At 66.2% G+C, this 18,990-nt stretch carries 12 protein-coding genes and 1 tRNA gene; 5 read left to right on the forward strand and 8 right to left on the reverse strand.

Features of this window, described 5'->3' with window-relative positions; translation table 11 throughout:
* The first annotated feature begins 356 nt into the window (after nt 1-356).
* Nucleotides 357-1,430, forward strand: a complete 1,074-nt coding sequence (locus QUW25_RS07680; RefSeq protein ID WP_289511625.1) for a Fic family protein — start codon at nt 357-359, stop codon at nt 1,428-1,430.
* 30 nt (nt 1,431-1,460) lie between these two features.
* Here the strand turns inward: QUW25_RS07680 and tadA are convergent, their stop codons facing one another.
* Nucleotides 1,461-1,931, reverse strand: a complete 471-nt coding sequence (gene tadA / locus QUW25_RS07685) for a tRNA adenosine(34) deaminase TadA (protein ID WP_289511626.1) — start codon at nt 1,929-1,931, stop codon at nt 1,461-1,463.
* A gap of 55 nt (nt 1,932-1,986) precedes the next feature.
* Here tadA and QUW25_RS07690 point away from each other — a divergent pair.
* Nucleotides 1,987-2,079 (forward strand) — tRNA-Ser (locus QUW25_RS07690).
* A gap of 27 nt (nt 2,080-2,106) precedes the next feature.
* Here QUW25_RS07690 and QUW25_RS07695 read toward each other — a convergent pair.
* Entirely contained in the window at nt 2,107-5,097 is a 2,991-nt protein-coding gene (locus QUW25_RS07695) for a beta-glucosidase (protein WP_289511627.1), read from the reverse strand.
* A gap of 310 nt (nt 5,098-5,407) precedes the next feature.
* On the opposite strand from QUW25_RS07695, the gene QUW25_RS07700 reads away from it, so the two are divergent.
* From QUW25_RS07700 to QUW25_RS07710, 3 genes are all read left to right on the forward strand, one after another.
* Entirely contained in the window at nt 5,408-7,246 is a 1,839-nt protein-coding gene (locus QUW25_RS07700; RefSeq protein WP_289511628.1) for a magnesium transporter, read from the forward strand.
* Nucleotides 7,246-8,493 (forward strand): Nramp family divalent metal transporter, encoded by a 1,248-nt coding sequence (locus QUW25_RS07705; protein ID WP_289511629.1) that lies wholly within the window; start codon nt 7,246-7,248, stop codon nt 8,491-8,493. Before QUW25_RS07700 ends, QUW25_RS07705 begins: the two co-directional genes overlap by 1 nt.
* Nucleotides 8,494-8,808: 315 nt before the next feature.
* A complete protein-coding gene (locus QUW25_RS07710; protein ID WP_289511630.1) occupies nt 8,809-10,836 on the forward strand; it encodes an FUSC family protein in 2,028 nt (675 codons plus the stop codon).
* Nucleotides 10,837-10,869: 33 nt separating this feature from the next.
* On the opposite strand, the gene amrS is transcribed toward QUW25_RS07710, so the two are convergent.
* From amrS to QUW25_RS07740, 6 genes are all read right to left on the reverse strand, one after another.
* Nucleotides 10,870-11,751, reverse strand: a complete 882-nt coding sequence (amrS, locus tag QUW25_RS07715) for an AmmeMemoRadiSam system radical SAM enzyme (protein WP_289511631.1) — start codon at nt 11,749-11,751, stop codon at nt 10,870-10,872.
* A complete protein-coding gene (gene amrA, locus QUW25_RS07720) occupies nt 11,748-13,148 on the reverse strand; it encodes an AmmeMemoRadiSam system protein A (RefSeq protein WP_289511632.1) in 1,401 nt (466 codons plus the stop codon). The genes amrS and amrA overlap by 4 nt, the downstream gene beginning before the upstream one ends.
* Before the next feature lie 19 nt (nt 13,149-13,167).
* Entirely contained in the window at nt 13,168-14,436 is a 1,269-nt protein-coding gene (locus QUW25_RS07725) for a hypothetical protein (RefSeq protein ID WP_289511633.1), read from the reverse strand.
* Nucleotides 14,437-14,663: 227 nt separating this feature from the next.
* Entirely contained in the window at nt 14,664-15,719 is a 1,056-nt protein-coding gene (locus tag QUW25_RS07730; protein WP_289511634.1) for an NAD(P)H-dependent glycerol-3-phosphate dehydrogenase, read from the reverse strand.
* Nucleotides 15,720-15,845: 126 nt separating this feature from the next.
* On the reverse strand, nt 15,846-17,189 hold the full coding sequence (locus QUW25_RS07735; protein WP_289511635.1) for a hypothetical protein: 1,344 nt from the start codon (nt 17,187-17,189) through the stop codon (nt 15,846-15,848).
* 188 nt (nt 17,190-17,377) lie between these two features.
* Nucleotides 17,378-18,919 carry an InlB B-repeat-containing protein gene (locus QUW25_RS07740; RefSeq protein WP_289511636.1) on the reverse strand — a complete coding sequence of 514 codons (1,542 nt, stop codon included), beginning with the start codon at nt 18,917-18,919 and terminating at the stop codon, nt 17,378-17,380.
* Nucleotides 18,920-18,990: the final 71 nt, after the last annotated feature.

Here is an 18,990-nt window from a genome sequence, read left to right on the forward strand (position 1 = left end):
CCGCACGTGCCACAGCCCCATTTTTCAGGACGCCGGCGAGAAAAGCCGCAGGTCGCGAAAACCCGCCCGTGCCGTACCCCCGATTTTCAGAACACCTGGCGAGAAGGGTACCAAAATGAGATTCCCTAAGAACGACTTGCAAACCTAATTCGTTCTTAGGGAATCCGTGGTCTCTCTAAGAACACGAACGTGCTCTTACTGACACGGTTACTATTCTAAGAACGTATTATTTCATTAATTCGCTCTTAGGAGGATTCCGTGCTTGAAGCCATCCACCCCGGAAGACAAGGGAGCCTGCGGCGCAACCTCTCCGGAGAGCTTGCCTGCCTATCCTTTCTTCCCTCGAGCCTGCAGAGTTGCCGTCCCTATCTCTGAGCAACAGGACGCAGCGCGCAATCTCCGACTGCCGCGCACTTCTCGGCGAGATGCAAGGCATGGCGCGCTTTATCCCAAACGTGGGCATGTATCTCACCATGTACGTGCGAAAAGAGGCGCTCCTCTCTTCTCAGATTGAAGGAACCCAATGCACCTTTGACGACGTTCTTGACCCGGAGAACGAGAAGAACGCGAGCCGAGACCTCGAAGACGTAATCAACTATGTCTCGGCGACGGAGCGCGCCGTTGAGCTCATGGGTTCCATGCCACTCTGCACCCGACTTCTGCGGACAGTGCACAAGACCCTGCTTGAGAGTGTTCGCGAATCTGAAAAGCACCCCGGTGAGCTCCGTACCTCGCAGAACTGGATTGGCCCAAACGGATGCACCCTCAAAGAGGCCGCCTACGTGCCCCCCAACGTTGATGACATGAGGGATGCCCTTTCCGACCTCGAGGTTTTTCTCAACGAGGAGCACGCCCTCGATCCCATCGTCAAGGCGGGGCTCGCCCATTATCAATTTGAGACCATCCACCCGTTCCTTGACGGCAACGGCAGAATCGGAAGGCTCCTCATCACGCTTTCCCTCATGAACGACGGCATTCTCGAGCTACCCGTGCTCTATCCCTCCTACGAGCTCAAGCTGCGCCGCGCGGAATACTACGATCGCCTGACCAGCGTGCGCGAGACGGGCGATTACGAGGGATGGATTGCGTTCTTCTGCGATTGCCTACTCGAGAGCGCCCTTGACGCGCGTGACTCCATGCGAGCGCTGGCAGAGCTTCGCTCCTCAACGGAGCGCCTCGTGCTCTCATCGATGGGTCGCGGTTCGGCAAACGCGCTGCGCCTCCTGGAGCTTCTGGAAGGCAGCCCCATCCTGGACGCGTCGTATATCGCAGAGCGTCTAGGGCTCAGCACCTCGGGGGCCAACTCCCTCATTCGGGCGATGACTAAGCTGGGAATACTCGTGCAGCGCGACAGCTCAAAGAAACGGTATCGAATCTTTACCTACGAGCCATATCTCAGAATCCTCAGATCGGGCAGCGACCCCCTTTAGGAGCGCGCCGCAGCGCCGGCGAGAAGTGCGTCACGCGCGGCGCCTCCGCGCCCGGAAGAAGCTCCGCAGCTGCTCGGCGGCCTCGTCCGCGAGCACGCCGGGCGTCACCTCAAACGCGTGGTTGAGCCGCGGGTCGTGGCTCACGTCAAAGAGCGTGCCGAGCGCGCCGCCCTTGGGGTCGGCCGCCCCGTACACGCAGCGGTCGATGCGCCCGTTCACCATGAGGCCCGCGCACATGAGGCACGGCTCCAGCGTCACGTACACCGTGCACCCTGTGAGCCGCCAGCGGCCCAGCGCCCTCGACGCGGCGACCATGGCCGTGAACTCGGCGTGCGCCGACGGGTCGAGGTCGTTCTCGCGGCGGTTGTGCGCGCTGGCCACCACCTCGCCGTCGCACACCACCACGGCGCCGATGGGAACCTCGCCCTCGGCGGCGGCCAGCTCGGCCTCCTCGAGCGCCAGGCGCATGTACTTCTCGTCGTTCTTCTCGCTGGCGTCCATTGCGCCTCCTCGCGCTCGCGTCCCACATGGGGTAGGATACTAGTGCTGCGCACTCGGAGGAGTGGCAGAGTGGTTGATTGCAGCGGTCTTGAAAACCGTCGAGCGGGTAACCCCCGTTCCGAGGGTTCGAATCCCTCCTCCTCCGCCATGCGCGCCCTGCCGCCGCGCCCCGGCGCTACTGCCGCCGCACGCGCCTTCGCCCGAGCGCCACGCGCGCCCAGCAAACAATCCCCAGCACAGCGGCCGTATCCGCCAAGGCCAGCGCCGCAACCAGATACTTTGACGCCTCCAGCTTCATGGGCCGCTCCGGGCACGCCACCCGCGCGTTAAGCCACGTGTAGAGCACGTTTTTCGAGGCCCGGCGCAGATTGGAGAGGTAGCTCGTGGCGCGCGCCGCCTCGTCCGTCCCCCGTGCGCGAGAGAGCTCGTCCTGCGTATAGCCAAACGAGAAGGACCCGTTGCGGAAGACGCCGTCCATGAAGAGGTCCCCGCCGGAACGCAAGGCCTGGTCGGCGCTCATGTACTGCTGGTGGTCGGCGTAGTCCGTGATGACGGAGCCCTCGAAGCCCCACTCGCCGCGCAGCACGTCCGTGAGCAGCGCGTAGCTCCCGCCCGCCCACACCGCGCCAATGCGGTTGTACGAGGTCATGAGGCCCGTGGCCCCGCCCTCCACGGCGAGCTGGAACGGCCGGAGGTAGAGCTCGCGCAGGGTCTGCTCGGTGAGCCAGGTGTAGAGCGAGTCCCGGTAGGAGTCCTGGTTGTTCACGGCAAAGTGCTTGAGGTAGCAGTACGTGCCCGTCTCGTGCGCGCCAGACACCACCTCGGCCGCCATGGTCCCGCACACCAGCGGGTCCTCGGAGAAGTACTCGTAGTTGCGCCCGCCCAGCGGCGTACGGTGGACGTTGGCGCACGGCGCGTAGAGCCCGTCCACGCCCAGAACGGCCGCCTCGCGCCCGAGCTGCGCCCCGTACTCGCGCGCGAGCCCGGCGTTCCACGTCTGGGCCAGCGCGGAGGGCGCCGGATAGCCCACGCCGTACGTGAGCTGGTTGAACGACCCAACCTGCGCCGGGCCGTCCACCTCCTTGGTGAGCGGCTTTCCCACGCCGTCGATGCGCGCCGTTGCCAGGTAGCCGTGAAGGACCAGGCGCTCCATGTCCTCGAGGGAGAGGTAGTCGAGCACGATCTCCCAACGCGGGTCGTCGTAGTCCTCGCCCAGCTCCGCGCCCAGCTTCGTGAGCGAGCCGCCCGATGAGAGCCGCCAGTGGCGTCCCGCGCCGGCGCTCCCGGGCTGCTCAAAGGAGTCGAGAAGATCGTCCTCGTAGCGGCGGGCATCGGCCTCGACCTGCTGCTCGTCATAGAGGTTGAGTGCGGAGACATTGGCCGTCATCTCGCGGTCCGCGCTGCACGTTCGCGGGAAGGTGCCCGCAAAGTCCGCGCGCGTGAGGTAGCGGATGTCCGCCCCGGAGTCCGAGCCGTCCACGGAGACGCCGTCGACGGCCGTCTCGCCGGTAAAGCGGTTCTCCACGGTGGCGCCCGTCTGGAGGTCCTTCTCGCAGCGCACGTCCGCGGGCAGGCGCACCTCCGCGCGAGCCCCGTCGCAGGCTGCCAACGTGTGCGCGTCACGCTTGAGCTCCACCACGTAGCCGCCGCGCTCCAGCTCGTAGCCGGTGAAACCGTTTTTGTTGGCGTCGTAGCAGTCATAGGACGCAACGTCGTCCAGCGTGAAGGAGAGCGTCACGTCCTGGCTCTCCCCGGGCTCGAGCAGCCCGGTCTTGGCAAACGCCACAAGCACCGTGGAGGCCTTCTCGATGCCACCAGGCGTGTACGGCGGCGAGCAATAGAGCTGCACCACGTCACGCCCCGCCACCTCGCCGGTATTGGTCACGCGCACGGTGAGCGAGACCTCGGAGTCGCGCGCCGCCGCGGCGCCGTCCGCATGACTGCGGTCCACGACCTCCCACGAGAAGTCCGTGTAGCTGAGGCCGTAGCCAAACGGGTACTGCACCACGGCCTCGTAGCCGCTGCCGTGCTCGTTCTTCTCGCCGTCCCAAAAGCCCTCGGCATCCGCGGTCTCGTACCAGCGATACCCCACGTAGATGCCCTCGGCGTAGTCCACAAAGCGCACCGCGTCGTAGGTCTCGGAAACGCCCACGTTGACGTTGATCGTGCCGTCCGCCGGGTAGAGGCCCGCGCCGTTGGTGTAGATGCCCTCGCCCATGGCGCCCGAGTTTGCCCAGCTTGCAGCCGTTGTGAAGTCGTAGGCAAAGGTGTCCGCCGTGCGGCCGGAGGGGTTCACGTCTCCCCAGAGCACGTCCGCCACGGCGCGCGCCCCCACCTCACCGGTGGTGCCCACGAGCAGCGCGGCGTCAATGCCGGGGATTGTCTCCAGCTCGCCGAGCTCCATCGTGTTGGTGGAGTTGACCACCACGACCACGCGGTCGTACGTGGCGCCCACGTAGCGCAGCAGCGCCTCCTCCTCGCGGCTGAGCTCCAGGTAGCCGCGGGTCACGTCCACGTCCACCTTGCCGCCGCGCTCGCACACCTTGTACTGGGCCGCCGGCGCGTCTATTGACTCGCCCATCACGCGCCCAATGACCACGATCGCCGCGCCCGAGAACTTCTCCGCGTTGGCGAGAAGTTCATCGGAATAGCAGCTCTTGTCGGTGATCTTTGGCTCGTAGAGGCGGCAGTACTCCGACGCCTTGCTGTTGAGCGCGCCCGCGCCCTTGTACGCGCGCTCGCCGTAGAAGCTGCGGTACATGTCCGTGAGCTCGTGGTTGTACGTCACGCCCCGCTCGGCGAGCGCGTCGAGAAGTCCCATCACGGAGCCCGTGACCTGGCCGGACCCGGAGCCCGAGCCCACCCACTGCGTGGACGCCCAGCCAAAGACGTTGACCTTCGTGAGCGCGGAGGGCATCGGCAGGGCGTCGTCCTCGTTGCGCAGCAGGACAATGCCCTCGGCCTCCACGCGCTCCGCCAGGGCGCGGCCGGCGGCCATGGTGGCCTCGCGCTCCTCGTCCGTCACGTTGACCCTGTCGAGGCCGAGGTAGGAGTTCACCGTGTCGCCAAAGAACGCCATCGCAACCGTGGCGGCGGCAAGCGCGCCCACCACGCCAACGGCGGCAACGCCCGCCGCAACGCGCGCGATCTTTCTGGCAACGGACACCCGGTCTCCTCTCGACCACTCAATGATAGCGACCCCACCGGACACAGTCCGGTCTGTCAAAGGGGGACGTGTTTTTTCTCTCAGAGCTTTCGGGACGGCCCCTTGCCCCCCGCGGGCCCGTCCCGAAAGCTCTGAGAGAAAAAACACGTCCCCCTTTGACAGACCGCCTCACCAGTCCCGCATCGGCTACAATGGCAACCGGAAAATCCGTCCAAGAGAAAGGTCCGCATGAAACCTCGACCTCACCGTCGATGACCCTGCGGCGCGCTCCCGTGCGCGTCGCCGACGCAAACGCACGTAAGGAGCGCACATGATCTACCTGTCCCAGCTCTTGGGCAACCCCGTTCTTGACGCCGACGGCGAGAAGGTCGGCACGGTCTCCGACCTCGGCATCGCCACCGGCGAGGTCTTTCCCCGCATCACGAGTCTGGCCTTCATGGGGCCCGGCCGCACGCCGATCATGATCTCTTGGCGCAAGTTCGTGGACACCTACGACGAGAATGAGGTCCACCTCAAGGTCATAGCCACCGACCTGCGCTTCTCGTACCTGCAGCCGGACGAGGTCCTTCTCGCCCGCGACATCTTGAACAAGCAGATCGTGGACACCCACGGCATGCGCGTCGTGCGCGTGAACGACCTCAAGCTCTCGGACACCAGCTCAACCCAGCTGCGCCTGCTGGGCGCCGAGGTGGGCGCGCGCGGACTTCTCCGCAGCCTCCACCCCGCCCTCGAGCGCGTGGCGCTGCGCGTGTGCCGCACCTTTGGCCACCCGCTGCCCGAGAAGATTATCGCGTGGAGCTACATGGACCTCGTGGAGCGCGACCTCTCAAACGTCAAGCTCTCCGTGTCCCACAAGACGCTCGACGACATGCACCCTGCCGACATCGCGGACATCATCGAGCGGCTGGACCCGCGCCTGCGCGGCCAGGTCTTTGCGCAGCTGGACGACGAGCAGCGCGCCGGCGCGATGGCCGAGTTTGACGACGACGCCATGGCCGCCGAGCTCATGGGCAACCTCACCGAGACGGACGCCTCGCGCATGCTCTCCGAGATGGACCCGGACGACGCCGCCGAGCTGGTGAGCGAGCTCGACTACGACAAGGCCGAGAAGCTCCTGCGCCTGATGGGCGTCCAGGAGCAGCGCGCCATCCGCCAGCTCCTGGGCTACCGAGAGAACACCGCGGGCCGCATCATGACCTCGGAGGTGGCGAGCATCACCGAGACCGCCACCGTGGCCGACGCCGTCGAGCTGCTGCGCGGCCTGGACGAGGACTTTGAGTCCGTGCGCTACGTCTACCTCACGGACGAGGACGGCAAGCTCTCCGGCGTGGTGACGCTCAACGCCCTCATCGTGGCGCCCGCCGAGACGCGCCTCTCCGAGCTTGCCACCGAGGACCTGGTCACGGCCAGCCCCGAGGACGACCAGGAGGACGTGGCCGAGGACATTGCGAAGTACAACCTGCTGGCCATGCCCGTCGTCAACGACGAGGGGCGCCTGCTGGGCATCGTCACCGTTGACGACGCGCTCGACGTCCTGGAGGAGGAGCACGCCGAGGACCTGCGCGTGGCCGGCGGCACCGAGGGCGACGACTCCGGACACGCGAGCGCGCTCATCTGGCTCGTGCGTCGCAACGCGTGGGTGGCGCTCTGGGCCCTGGGCGTGATTGCGGTCGCGCTGGCCGTGGGCGGCAGGCTGGGCCTGCAGGAGACGCTCGCCGTGTCCATCCCGCTCGCCGCGGCACTCGTTCTGGCGGATGACTCCGTAAGCTACGTCACCAACTTCTTCCTGGAGAACGACCCGGACGACGAGGACTCGCCCTCGATGATCGGCTTCACGTTCCGCGGCATCGGCATCGGCGCGGTGCTCGGGGCGCTCGTCGCGCTCATCGTGCTCGCGCTCGAGAGCATCATGGCGTCCCCGGCCGTGCCCACCGTGGACCCCTCGCTTGAGGGGCTGGGCGCGGCGCTCACCACGGGTGGCGTCGCGGCGGCGGTCTCCACGTTCCTCTCGTTTGCTTTTACGCCCATCTACCTGGCCGTCCTTCGCCACCGAGACGCACATAACAAGGAGACCTCGGGCTTCACCCTCTCCGCCGTGGCCATGCTCGTAGCCGTGGTAGTGTTCACCCTCGTCGTTCTGGTGGCGTGATGATGAAAAGTGACGGTCACTTTTCATCGCTCAAGCTGAGGCTCATCCTCGCGGCCATGGGCCCGGGCATGGTGGCGGCGCTCGCCGGCGCGGACGCGGGCGGCGTGGCAACCTACTCCAACGCCGGCGCGCTCTTTGGGTTCATGCAGCTCTGGACCGTGCCGGTGATGTGCTTCCTGCTCATCGTTGCGCAGGAGACCGCGGCACGCATGGGCTGCGTCACGGGCAAGGGCCTGGCGTCGCTCATCCGCGAGAAGTTTGGCGTGCGCCTCTCCGCCGTGGCCATGCTCGCGCTCCTCGTCTCAAACACCACGGTCACGCTGTCCGAGTTCGCGGGCATCGCCTCGGCGCTCGCGCTCTTTGACGTGCCCGTCTATGTGAGCGTGCCGGTGGCGGCGCTCGCCATTTGGCTGCTCACGATGAGCGGCTCGTATCGCCGCATAGAGAAGGTGCTCCTGGCCATTGCGTGCGTGTTTGTGACCTATATTGTGGCCGGCGTTATGGTGGGCCCCAACTGGAGAGACGCGCTCCTGCACACCGTGATCCCGCACGTCGAGGCCACGCCACAGTACCTCTCGCTGCTCGTGGCAAGCGTGGGCACGGCCATCGCACCCTGGATGCTCTTCCTGGCGCAGTCCAACGTGGTCGAGAAGAACGCGCATGCAGAGGACCTCCCCTACCAGCGCATCGACACCGTGACCGGTGCCGTTGCTGCAAGCGTCATCTCGTGGTTCATCATCCTCACCACCGGCGCCGTGCTGCACCCCGCCGGCATTTCCGTGAGCGGAGCCGAGGATGCCGCGGCCGCGCTCGCGCCGCTCGTGGGAGATTACGCCGAGGTGCTCTTTGGCGCGGGCCTCACGGGCGCGTCCTTCTTGGCGGCGTGCGTGCTGCCCGGCATCACCTCGAGCGCCATCTGCGAGGCGTTTGGCTGGGAGCGCGGCGCGGACCGCAGCTGGGGCGAGGCGCCCGCCTACCGCGGCATCATCACGGGCGTTATCGCGATCTCCGCCGTGGTGGTCATGATGCCCAACGTCAACCTCTTTGGCATCATGATGATCGCGCAGGTCATCAACGGCGTGTTGCTGCCCGTGCTTCTCGTCTTCATGGTGCTCATCGCGAGCGACAAGCACGTGATGGGGCGCTTTGCCAACGGTCGCGTGTGGAACGCGCTCACGTGGTTCACCATCGTGGCCGTGACCGTGCTCACGGTGATCATGTTTGTGATGCAGGCGATGGGACTGTAGGCACCTGGCCGGCTTTTGGTGCGCCGCCGTTGTATTTTCACCTCTCGTGTAGCGCCCGATCTCTCCGGCGAGGAATCTGCCGCTTCGTGTAGCGTGATTTCAGGGGGTGGCAAAGTAGCGAACTGGGCTTTCTCTATTTGATACTCGGGCGAACGGCCAAATCACCCCATTTTGACGCTACACGAAGCGGCAGATTCCTCGCTGGCGGCGCCGGGCGCTACACGAAGGGCCTTTTTCAACTTCAATCACCGGCGCCGCGCCCATTTGCCCTGTCCAACCTTCGCTATCATCAAATGAGGCGGCGAGGGGCGTGCGATGGACAGAGAGCAGATCACAGCGTGGGCTGACGACAAGCGGACAAAGCTCGTCCGCACCCTGCCCACGATTCTGTTCTTCATCGCCCTCTTCTGGGTGGTCAGCCTCGCCTTTGGCGACACCTACCTCCTGGTGGTCTCCCCCTACACCACCCTCTTTGAGGTGCGCTTTGGCAAGTACAACCCACCCGGCCAGTACGCGCGCTTCTTCCTCGTGAGCGCCCTTGCGCTGGTGGCGGCGCGGCTCGCCGTGGCAAACCCCGTGCTCTGCGCGCTCGTCAACCTGTGCATGCCCTTCATCCTGGTGTACATGCGCTCCTCGCAGCTCAACCCGCGCCGATACTTCCCCTACACCATGCTCTTTGCCTTCCTCGAGCTGCGACCGGAGAATCTTATCGAGACGTTTGCCACCCAGGCGGCGGTCCTCGCCGTGAGCTGCGCCCTGCTCTCGGCCGTGCTGCTTGTTGCGGGCCTGGTCGCGCACCCCGCGCGAGCGGCTCGAGAGTCCCTCCACGCCAACGTCCGCCGCCTCGCGGACGACCTCGATCGCATTGCCAGCGGCGGCGTGGGCCCCATCCTCAGCCAGGAGTTGCTCGACGTTCGTCGTGAGCTGGCCGAGCTTGCCTACACCGCCCGCGAGGACTCCTCCGCACCCGCGCGCACCACGAACCTGCTCGACATGCTTGCCACGCTCGCGCAGCGCACGGCCTACCTCACGGGAAACCTGGACTGGTCTGCCCACGGCTCGGAGTTGCACGCCACCTGTCTGCGCGAGCTCGCCTCCCTCACGCGCGAGCTCGACGTCGCCCTCAAGGACGGGGGCGATCAAAATGCCTGCCAGCGCCTTCTCCCCCGCGCCCGCGCGCTTCTCTCCAATGCCCACATCCCGGAGGACCGCTTCCGCATCTTCTACCAGAGCTACCTCAACATGGTCGTTCTCATCCTGCGCACCGCGGCCGATCCGTACCAGCGCGTCTGGCATCTCACGCCCTCGGGCCGCGCCCGCGTGGCGCTCTTTCGCAAGCGGCCGAGCCTGGACTCCTTTGAGATGCGCTTCTCGCTGCGCTGCGGCGCCGTGCTGGCCGTGAGCTGCCTCTCCAACCTGCTCCTGCCCCTGGACCACCTCTACTGGTACGTGCTCCACGCGTTCCTGCTGCTGCAACCCTTCCCGGACGAGAGCTCGCGCCGCATGCGCACCCGCATGATCGGCACCGCCATCGGCTGCGTCTTTGTGCACGCGCTCGCGCTGCTCAACCTAGGGCCCGCCGCCGTCACCGTGCTGGGCATGGTGCTCATCGCGCCTCTCTACGCCTCCACCCCGGGCAGCGTGACCTCGGCGTTCTTTGCCACCGCCTACGCCGTGAGCATGGCCTCCGTCTCCATTGACGACGCCTATGCCACCTCAATGCGCCTCGGCAGCCTGGTCCTGGCCATCCTCACCGTGGCGCTGGTCAACCGACTGGTGTGCCCCACCTCGGACCGCCGGCTCTTTGTGGCCAACATGCGTCAGATGGTCGACATGGTCGCGCGCTCGTGGGAGCTCGTGCGCACCACGCTGGACGAGCGCGTAGACACAGTGGTCTCATCCGAGGCGCTGCTTCACTTTCAGATGGTGCACTCGCGAGCCGCGGGATTTGTGGAGGAGCTCGGCGCAGACAGCGAGAAGAACCCGGAGATCGCGGAGCTCGCCCAGTATCGGGAGGCAGCCGAGCGCATGCTCTTCTGCCTGTGGGCGCTCATGTGCGAGCTGGAGCAGCTGGAGCTGCTGGTGCGCCTGCGCGAGGTGAGGGACGACGAGCGTCGCACTTTTGAGCGAATCGTCGACCTCGCCGAGGCGAGCTGCAAGCCGGAGCGCTTTGGGACCAACGTGGACGCCGCCGAGGAGCTGCTCTTCAAGCTGGCCGAGCCCGACCTGCGCTACGTGCTGCAGCAGTACGTGGACCGCGCGGGCGAGCTGCGCCTGGCCATCGACGACGCTCAGGGCGCCCTCGTTGAGCGGCCGTCCTACGTGGACGAGGTGCGGGGCTAGGGGCGGCACCCTCGGGGCATCGGCCGCCCGCGCTCAGACGTTGCCGAGAAACACGTGGCAAAGATGCCTCCGCGAGACGTCTGCCAGGGCGCGCAGCGTCTCGACCGGCGTGGGAGCGGAGTCCGCCATTCGCCAGCGCGGGAAGAAGCGGGTCACGTGATGCACGATCTCCCCGGCTCCGCGCCCGCCGTTGAGCCCGGCCAGCCACGCGGCGATGGCGCCCACATCGTCCTCAGAGTCGTTCATGCCCGGCACCACCAGCGTGGTCACCTCAAGGTGGCAGCCGGGCTCCTCCGCCAGCCGCTCGATCGCCGCGCGCACCGCGCCCAGCGCCGCGGTCCCATCAGGCATGCCGCACGCCTGGTAAAACGCCGGCGAGAAGCCCTTGAGGTCAATGTTGGCGGCATCGATCAGCGGCGCCAGCTCGTCAATGACGCCCAGCTCAGCGCACCCGTTTGAAACCAAGACGCTCACGAGGCCCCGCTCGCGGGCCGCGCGCGCCGCATCCCGCACGTACTCCCAGCCCACGAGTGGCTCGTTGTACGTAAACGCCACGCCCGCCACGCGCGGGTCGCGCGCCGCCGCGTCCGCCGTGAGCGCGGCAAGCTCCTCGGGCGAGACCTCGCGCCAGCCCACGCCGCACTCCCCCACCTGCGAGATCTCATAGTTCTGGCAGAACGGGCACGAGAGGTTGCAGCCGTAGCTGCCCACAGACACCACCAGCGACCCCGGCATAAAGCGCGCGAGGGGCTTCTTCTCCACGGGGTCCAGCGCAAGCGAGGTCACGCGACCGTAATTCTCGGCCACCACCGCGCTCCCCACGTTGCGCCGCGCGCGGCACGCGCCAAGCGCCCCCAACGCCAGCCTGCAGCGGCGCGGGCAGACCTCGCACGTAGCCGCGCACCCAGCGCTCATAGGTGGCGCACCACCTCAAAGCGCTCCAGGCGCACGTTCTTCTCGCCCAGCGAGATGCCGCCTTTGCGCGCCGCAATCTCCAGCTGCTCGTCAACGGTGTCCACGCCGTCAAGCGACGGCAGCAGCAGGCCGCGACGGCCGTCCGGCGTGCTCACGATAACGCCATAACGCGCCGGGTCGAGCTCCGAGCGGCTTACCACCGGCTCCGACTCCCCCAGAACGTCCACGTCGTAGACCAGCTCGGAAAGCTCCTCCTCGCGCACGGGAGAGAAGCGCGGGTCATGGCAGCCGGCAGAGACCGCGTTCTCCACGATCTCCTCCGCGAGGCTCGCGCGCACGGGCGCGATGGTGCCAATGCAGCCGCGCAGGCGGCCGTCCTTCTTGATGGAGACGAACGCCCCCGCACGACGCCCGGCAAGCTCCGCCGGCAAATCGTCCGGAACGGGCAGATGGGTGCGCGTTCTCACGTAATGCTCAAGCGAGGCCCGAGCCAGCCGCACGTACGAATCTTCCGCGGCGCGCACCTGCGCGAGCGAGCTCTCGTGCCACTCAAGGTAGGCCTCCTCAAAGCGGCGCGACGGTTCCGACCCCGCCACTCCCGTGGGCGTGAAGGCCGCCACGCCGTATCCCACGCCAAACGGGCCCTCGTGCGAGAGCAGCTCCGCGCGCACTGGCGTTCCGTCGAGCGCGCCCGCCATGATCTGGAACGAGCGCAGCCCGCACTCCGCCGCGCGCTCGCAGAGGCCGGGGCCCATCGTGAGCAGCGAGAGAAAGTCCCCGCTTGCCAGCGCCTCGCACACGGCCTCGTCAAAGACGGGCCCGTCGGGCGAGAAGCCATACGGGCCGTCCGCCGCCAGCTTGTGCGAGAGGTCGCCGGACGCAACGTAGACCACGCGCCGACCCAGCCGTTCCGCCGTCTGCTGAACCAGGCGCCCCAACCGATAGTGCTCAATCGGCGAGAAGCCCGCGAGCCCCATGCGGACCACCTGGTACCCGCTGGCGCGCGCCTGGATGAAGTGGAGCGGAACGAGCACGCCCCAGTCGAGCGCGCGGTCCCTCTCGCCGCGCGTTCCTGCCGGGATGCCCGCAGTCTCCGCAGCGCGCGTCAGCTCGCGAACAAACTCCTGGTCATAGGCCACATCAGAGCCGTCCGCAGCGTCACCGAAGTCCCCAAAGTCCCCATGCGCGCCCGCCCCCGGCGAGATGTGCAGGTAGTCCAGGTAGGACGTGATATGCGGGCTCGAGATGACGATGGTCTGCGGCGCGAGCTCGGCCACGCGACGCGCGACCTCCTCATACGCCGCCAGCGTGGCGGCTATGCCCGCCTCCCGGCCATGGCCCACCCCCGGCACGGCAAGCGGCGGGTGCGGAACGGCAAACGCGGCAAGAACGGGCATGGCAGCCTCCTAACCGCAGCTACGAGCTGCTGTAACCGTACCAGGCCACGCCCTCGTCACGCCAGCCGAGCTTCACAAGCGCGTCGCGCTCCTCAGAGCTTGCCGTGTAGTTGTGGGTGCCCGTGGTGGCATAGGGGTTGAACTGCCGATAGATGGGCATCTCGCCACCGGAGTACCAACCAACGCCCTCCCGATGCCAGCCGAGGCTCCCCAGCGTGTTGTACTCATCGAGGCTCATCGTGTAGTGGTGGTCCCCGCCCGCAACGTAGGGGTTATAGAGGCGGTACACCGGCTCGCCGTACTCGGAGTCGGGGCCGACCCAGCCCACGCCCTCGTCGGTCCAGCCAATCTTGGCCAGACTTAGGCGCTCGGAGGGGTCGGACGTGTAGAAGTGCTCGCCGCTCCACTGGTTGTAGAGGCGATACATCGTCACCGTATCTGCGGAGGTGCGCATCGTGATGCGGTAGTCCTCAAACTGCACAAACTCCGTCGGCACAACCTTGACGTAATACGTTCCCTTGGTGAGGTGCTTGGTCTCCAGCAGGGTGGTGCCGTCCGCGCTGTCGTGATCAAAGGTCGCCACAACGTCACCCGCCTGCGCCGACGGCGAGTCATAGAGCGTTACGCGCCACTTTCCCGTGCCGGGATCCCAGGCGCCCGGTTCTCCCCCCACAATGATGGTTGAGGTGTTCATGAGCATCTGGACGTTCTCGTCGGCCTCGAGGGTGATCTTGTACCAGTCCACGTCCGAGGCGGAGAGGGTGCTCCCCGAGAGGTCGTTGCCCAGCAGCATCACGTCCGCCGTTGCGGCGGTGTTGTTCCGCTCGGTCTCCCCATAGGGATTCTCGCTGTAGTGCGCCTGGAAGGTGTAGGCAAAGCTCTCGGCCTGCTCGCCGTAGGTCACCCTGATGCGCAGGTAGTACGTGCCCGCCTCATAGCCCAGATACGGAACGTCGTAGTACGCGGACACGTCCTGCGCGCCGGGACTGTAGATGAGCTCTCCGGAGGCGTCGTAGAGGCCGATCTCCCAGCTCGCGCCCTCCCTCGGGGCACTTGAGAACGAGAAGAGCACGCTTCCGGTCTTGGGCACGGAGAAGGTGTACCAGACGTCCCCGCTGGCATCCGGAGCGTAAGCGCTGTGGGACGCGCTGATGGTTATGTCGATCTTCTCGGCCGTTGCCATGGTGGAGTGGTCCTCCGGCGCGGCAAGCGCGGGCGCGGGTGCAACGCAGAGAAGGCAGGTCAGGACGACACAAACAAGCGAGAGGAACAGGGCTCTTCTTCTCATCACGCACCTCCGGGGACACATGGGCTACCCACCCGGGCCTGTCGTGCCTTTCAGTTTGGCACGTTGCGTGATGACCGCGCGGCTGATTGCGCGGCAACGCATTGTACGGAGGTTTTTTCTGGGTAAATGGCGGCTCTAGGGCAACCGACCTCGCGCGTCGCCCATTTTTGACGCCAAATCACACGCCAAAATGGCCGTCGCGCGAGGTCGAAAAAGCGAGAGGACCCTTACAGGTACGCGTCGGGGGTCTCGGTCTTGAGCTCGCGGCCCATGAGCAGCGCCGTGGCGTCCTGGGGCTTGATCTTGCCGGAGACGACGAGGCCCACCATCTCGCAGATGGGCATCTCAACGCCGAGCTTCTCGGAGAGCTCGAGCACCGCGGGCAGGGCGTTTAGGCCCTCGACCACGGCGCCGACCCTGGCCACCGCCTCGTCAACGGGCACGCCCTCGCCGAGCATCTTGCCGCAGCGCAGGTTGCGGCTGTGCAGGCTGCCGGCCGTGACCACCAGGTCGCCGGTGCAGGCAAGGCCGAAGAAGGTCTCCGGGTCGCAGCCGAGGGCGGTGCCCAGGCGGCGCATCTCGGCCAGGCCGCGCGTGACGAGCGCCGCGGAGGAGTTGTCGCCAAAGCCTAGGCCGCGCGCGATGCCGCACGCGAGGGCGATCACGTTCTTAAGGGCGCCGCAGAGCTCAACGCCGCGCACGTCGGAGCTGGTGTAGACGCGCAGGACCTCGTTGGAGAAGAGGCGCTGGACAAGCAGGGCCGCCTCCTCGTTCTCGCTCGCCGCCACGATGGCGGTGGGCATGTCAAAGGCGACCTCCTCGGCATGGCTGGGGCCGGAGAGCGCCACCACGGCGGGGCGGACGTCCGGGCGCGCCTTGGCGAGCTCGTCGGCAATGACCTCGGTCATCGTGTCCATCGAGTTCTCCTCGAGGCCCTTCGTGGCGCAGACGAGAACCGCGTCCGGCCGCACGTAGGGCGCAACCTGGGCGGCCATCGGGCGCACAAAGCGCGACGAGGTCACAAACACGATGACGTCCTTCTCGGCCGCCGCGTCCTTGACCTCGGTGGTGAGAGCAATCTCCGTGGGCAGGTCCGGGTCTCCGGGCAGGGGGATGGTGCGCGTGGAGCTCAGGCGCTCGACGGTCTGCGCGGACTCCGACCACACCGTCACGTGATGACCCTGGAGCGAGAAGAGCCGCGCGAGCGCAAGGCCCCATGCACCGCTGCCAAAGACGCCCACCTCGGCACGCCGGTCCGCGCCGTTGCTGCAAGAGTTGATCACGCCGTCCTCCCCGTTCTTCTCGTAAGCTGCCTGTAAGTTTATGCCATCCTCCGCAAAAAGGGGACGTGCCGAAGCCGTCTTCGACACGTCCCCATCACTTGACGACCGCGCGGGCGGCCGGAGGCGCTACTCGTTGGCGTACCAGCCGACCCCCTCGGCGACCCAGCCAAGGGCAACGAGCGAGTCGTTCTCGGCCTTGCTCGTGGTGTAGTGGTGCGTGCAGGCCCGCACAAATGGGTTGTACAGGCGATACACGGGCGTGGAGCCGCCGGAGCGCCAGCCCTCGCCCTCCTGCTTCCACCCAATGCGCCCGAGCTCAACGTACTCCTCGTAGTTCGTCGTGTAGTGGTGGTCGCTCGTATAGGGGTTGAACAGGCGGTAGACCGGCTTGCCGTCGGCGGGCGCCACCCAACCGGTTCCCTCGTCGGTCCAGCCGATGCTCACGAGCGCCTTCTGCTCAACGTTGCTCGAGGTGTAGAAGTGCTCGCCGGTCCACTGGTTGTAGAGGCGATACATCCGCTCGCCGTTGACGGGCTCGGGACTCTGACCCTGGTTCTGCCCCTGGTTCTGGCCCGAGGAGGCGCCGGTGCGCAGCTCGAGCGAGTACGACGCGCCGCTCGTCCCCACGTTGGGGTCAACCTTCACGTAGTAGGTGCCGGCGCCCAGGGTCAGCTGCTTGCTCTCAAAGCCGGTCTCGCTGGCGTGGTGGCGCTCGGCAAGAAGGGCGCGGGAGCTGCGGAAGTCACGCTCGCTGAAGAGTTGGACGTTCCAGCCGCCACGGCTGCGCTGGGAGTTGGAGAAGGCCAGGCGGACGTCGGTGGAGCCGGAGAGCGTGAACTTGAACCAGTCCTCGTCGTCATCGTCGTCGTCCCAGTCATCATCATCGTCAAAGTCGTCGCGATCGTCGTCATCGTCGTCCACGTGGGTGGTCGTGGCCTTGATCGCGGAGTTCAGGCGCAGCTCGTCGGCAAGGCGCGGCCCGTCGTTTGTCTCGGTCTCCCATGAGCCGCTTGCGGTATGCGAGACCAGCAGGCCGTACGTGGCGCCGCGGCGGTCGTCGTCATCGTCGCCCTCGATCTCGAGGTAGTACGTTCCCGCGGCAAGGCCGATCTCCGCCGTCTCGAAGCTGCCGTTTCTCGCGCGCGCCTCGTACTCGAGGATGTCATCGTCGTCGCGGCGCGAGGCGTCGTAGAGGCTGACCTCCCACTCGCCCCACGAGGCAACTGAGCTCGTGAGCTTGATCTTCACCGGGCCGGCCTGCGTCAGGTCAAAGCGATACCACGCGTCATCGCTCGCCTCATGCGCGCTCGCCGTGTAGGTTTGGTTGACCGCGATGGTCCTCGCTCTGCGGTAATCGTCATCGTCGGCCGCGGCGGTCGCGGGCGCCAGGCAGAGCGCCCCCATCACAAACGCAGCGAGAAGCGCTGCGATGCGCGGGAGGCGCCTGTGGTCGGACTCGTGCCGTCTCATGGTCCTGCCTTTCTCTCGTTGGCTGAAACTAACCTTGAGAGAAAGGTTACCCAGAGGGTGTCAGTTCTATCAATGAGGAAACCAGAACCTACTGTCATGGTTCTGTAAGCTTTACAGGTATACCCCCGCCCCTCTTTTTTTGTGCGAGCGCCCCGGCAAGCACGCCTGCCGGGGCGCACGTGCCGTGCTTATGCGCGGTCGAACACCGGGCTGCTCAGGTTGCCAAAGTCTATGGGCCTTACGCTTGCGAGGTCAACTTGGCCCGTGTCCGCCGTCGGGCATGCCTGGAAGCTGTATTCCACGCCCTGATAGACGCACTTGCAGAGGTAGTGCGTGTACTGCCACTCAAGCGAGCCGCGCGGGTAGTCGCCGTAGCAATTGTGGATGCTCGAGAAGCCTCCCACGCACTCCGCAATCTGACACAAGACTGCCGGCGAGGTTGCAGAATCCCAGCGCTTGGTCACAAAGAACGGGTTGTTGGGCTCAGACGCCAGAAAGACAAGATTCTCGCCGTCAACGTGCAGGTAGGAAAACTCCTGGAGCAGGCCGGCGCAGATCTTGCGCATCTTCTCGGGCGGGGTCATGTCCGCGGTGGTATAGCGCGCGATCTGCTCGTCAATCCACGCGTCCACGGTGGCGTCATAGCTCTTGAAGTCTGCCGTGAAGGTTGCCGCCACCGCCCCCTGGTAGTACGGGTCGTTCGGGTCGGTCTCCCTTATCTCGATCGTGTGCGCCCCCGTGGCCTCCGTGTCAAAGCGATACTGCACCACGTAGCCCCCGGGAACCTTGAGGAAGTTGGCGTTCTGTGCGAGACCGCTGTCCTTTACGTCGAGAAACTCGCCCGGCTGCAGGACCATGACCCAGGTCTCGGTTGCCTGGGCGTCAGCGAGCCGGAAGCTACCGGTCGGATTGTCCGTCTTGATGTAGAGCGTGCGACTCGAGCCGTCATACCACGTTGAGCCGAGGCCATCTATGTAGTACGCCTCGTAACGGTACGCAACGTTCTTCTCCCACAGGGCATAGAGGTTCATGGCCTCCGTCACGGGCGCGGAGAAGTCATACGGGACCTTCTTTTCAAAGTCGCTGTACCAGCCCTTGAAGGTGTAGCCCGCACGCGTTGGGCCTGCCGGCCTGGTCACGCGCTCGCCCATGAGGATGCTCTGGGAGGGGACCTCACTGCCGCCCTCGCTGTTAAAGGAAACCGTCTTATAGCTGTGCACGAGCGTTGCGTTGGGGTCCCCAAGCCCCTCGGCGTACCATGCCACGCCTTCGCCGCGCCACCCAAGACGAACCAGCGCGTCGTTCTCCTCCTTGCTCGTGGTGTAGTTGTGCGTGCCCGTGGTGACGTACGGGTTAAACTGCCGATAGAGCGGCACCCCGCCGCCCGAGTACCAGCCCACGCCCTCGTAGCGCCAGCCGATCTTCTTGAGCGCGTCGCGCTCGCTCGCGTCCATCGTGTAGTGGTGGTCGTCGGTGTAGGGGTTGAAGAGGCGGTAGACCGGCTTGCCCTCGGAGGGAGCCTCCCATCCGGTGCCCTCAAAGGACCAGCCGATCCACCACAGGTTGCTGCACTCCTCGGAGTTGGAGGTATAGAGGTGCTCGCCGGTGTAGGGGTTGTACAGGCGGTACATGGGCAGCGTTGCCGCGCGCGCCGACATCGGCACCAACAAAACCGCAAACGCCACGGCGAGAAGCGCGACTGCTGCCAACCTGCCAGGTCTCTGACGCATGGCTGACCACACCCTCCCTTTCTACGAAAAGGGGACGCGCCGGCAGGTCCCAGCGCGTCCCCGCAATGACT

The sequence above is a fragment of the Thermophilibacter provencensis genome, assembly GCF_030372065.1.
GTDB classification, from domain to species: Bacteria; Actinomycetota; Coriobacteriia; order Coriobacteriales; family Atopobiaceae; genus Thermophilibacter; species Thermophilibacter provencensis_A.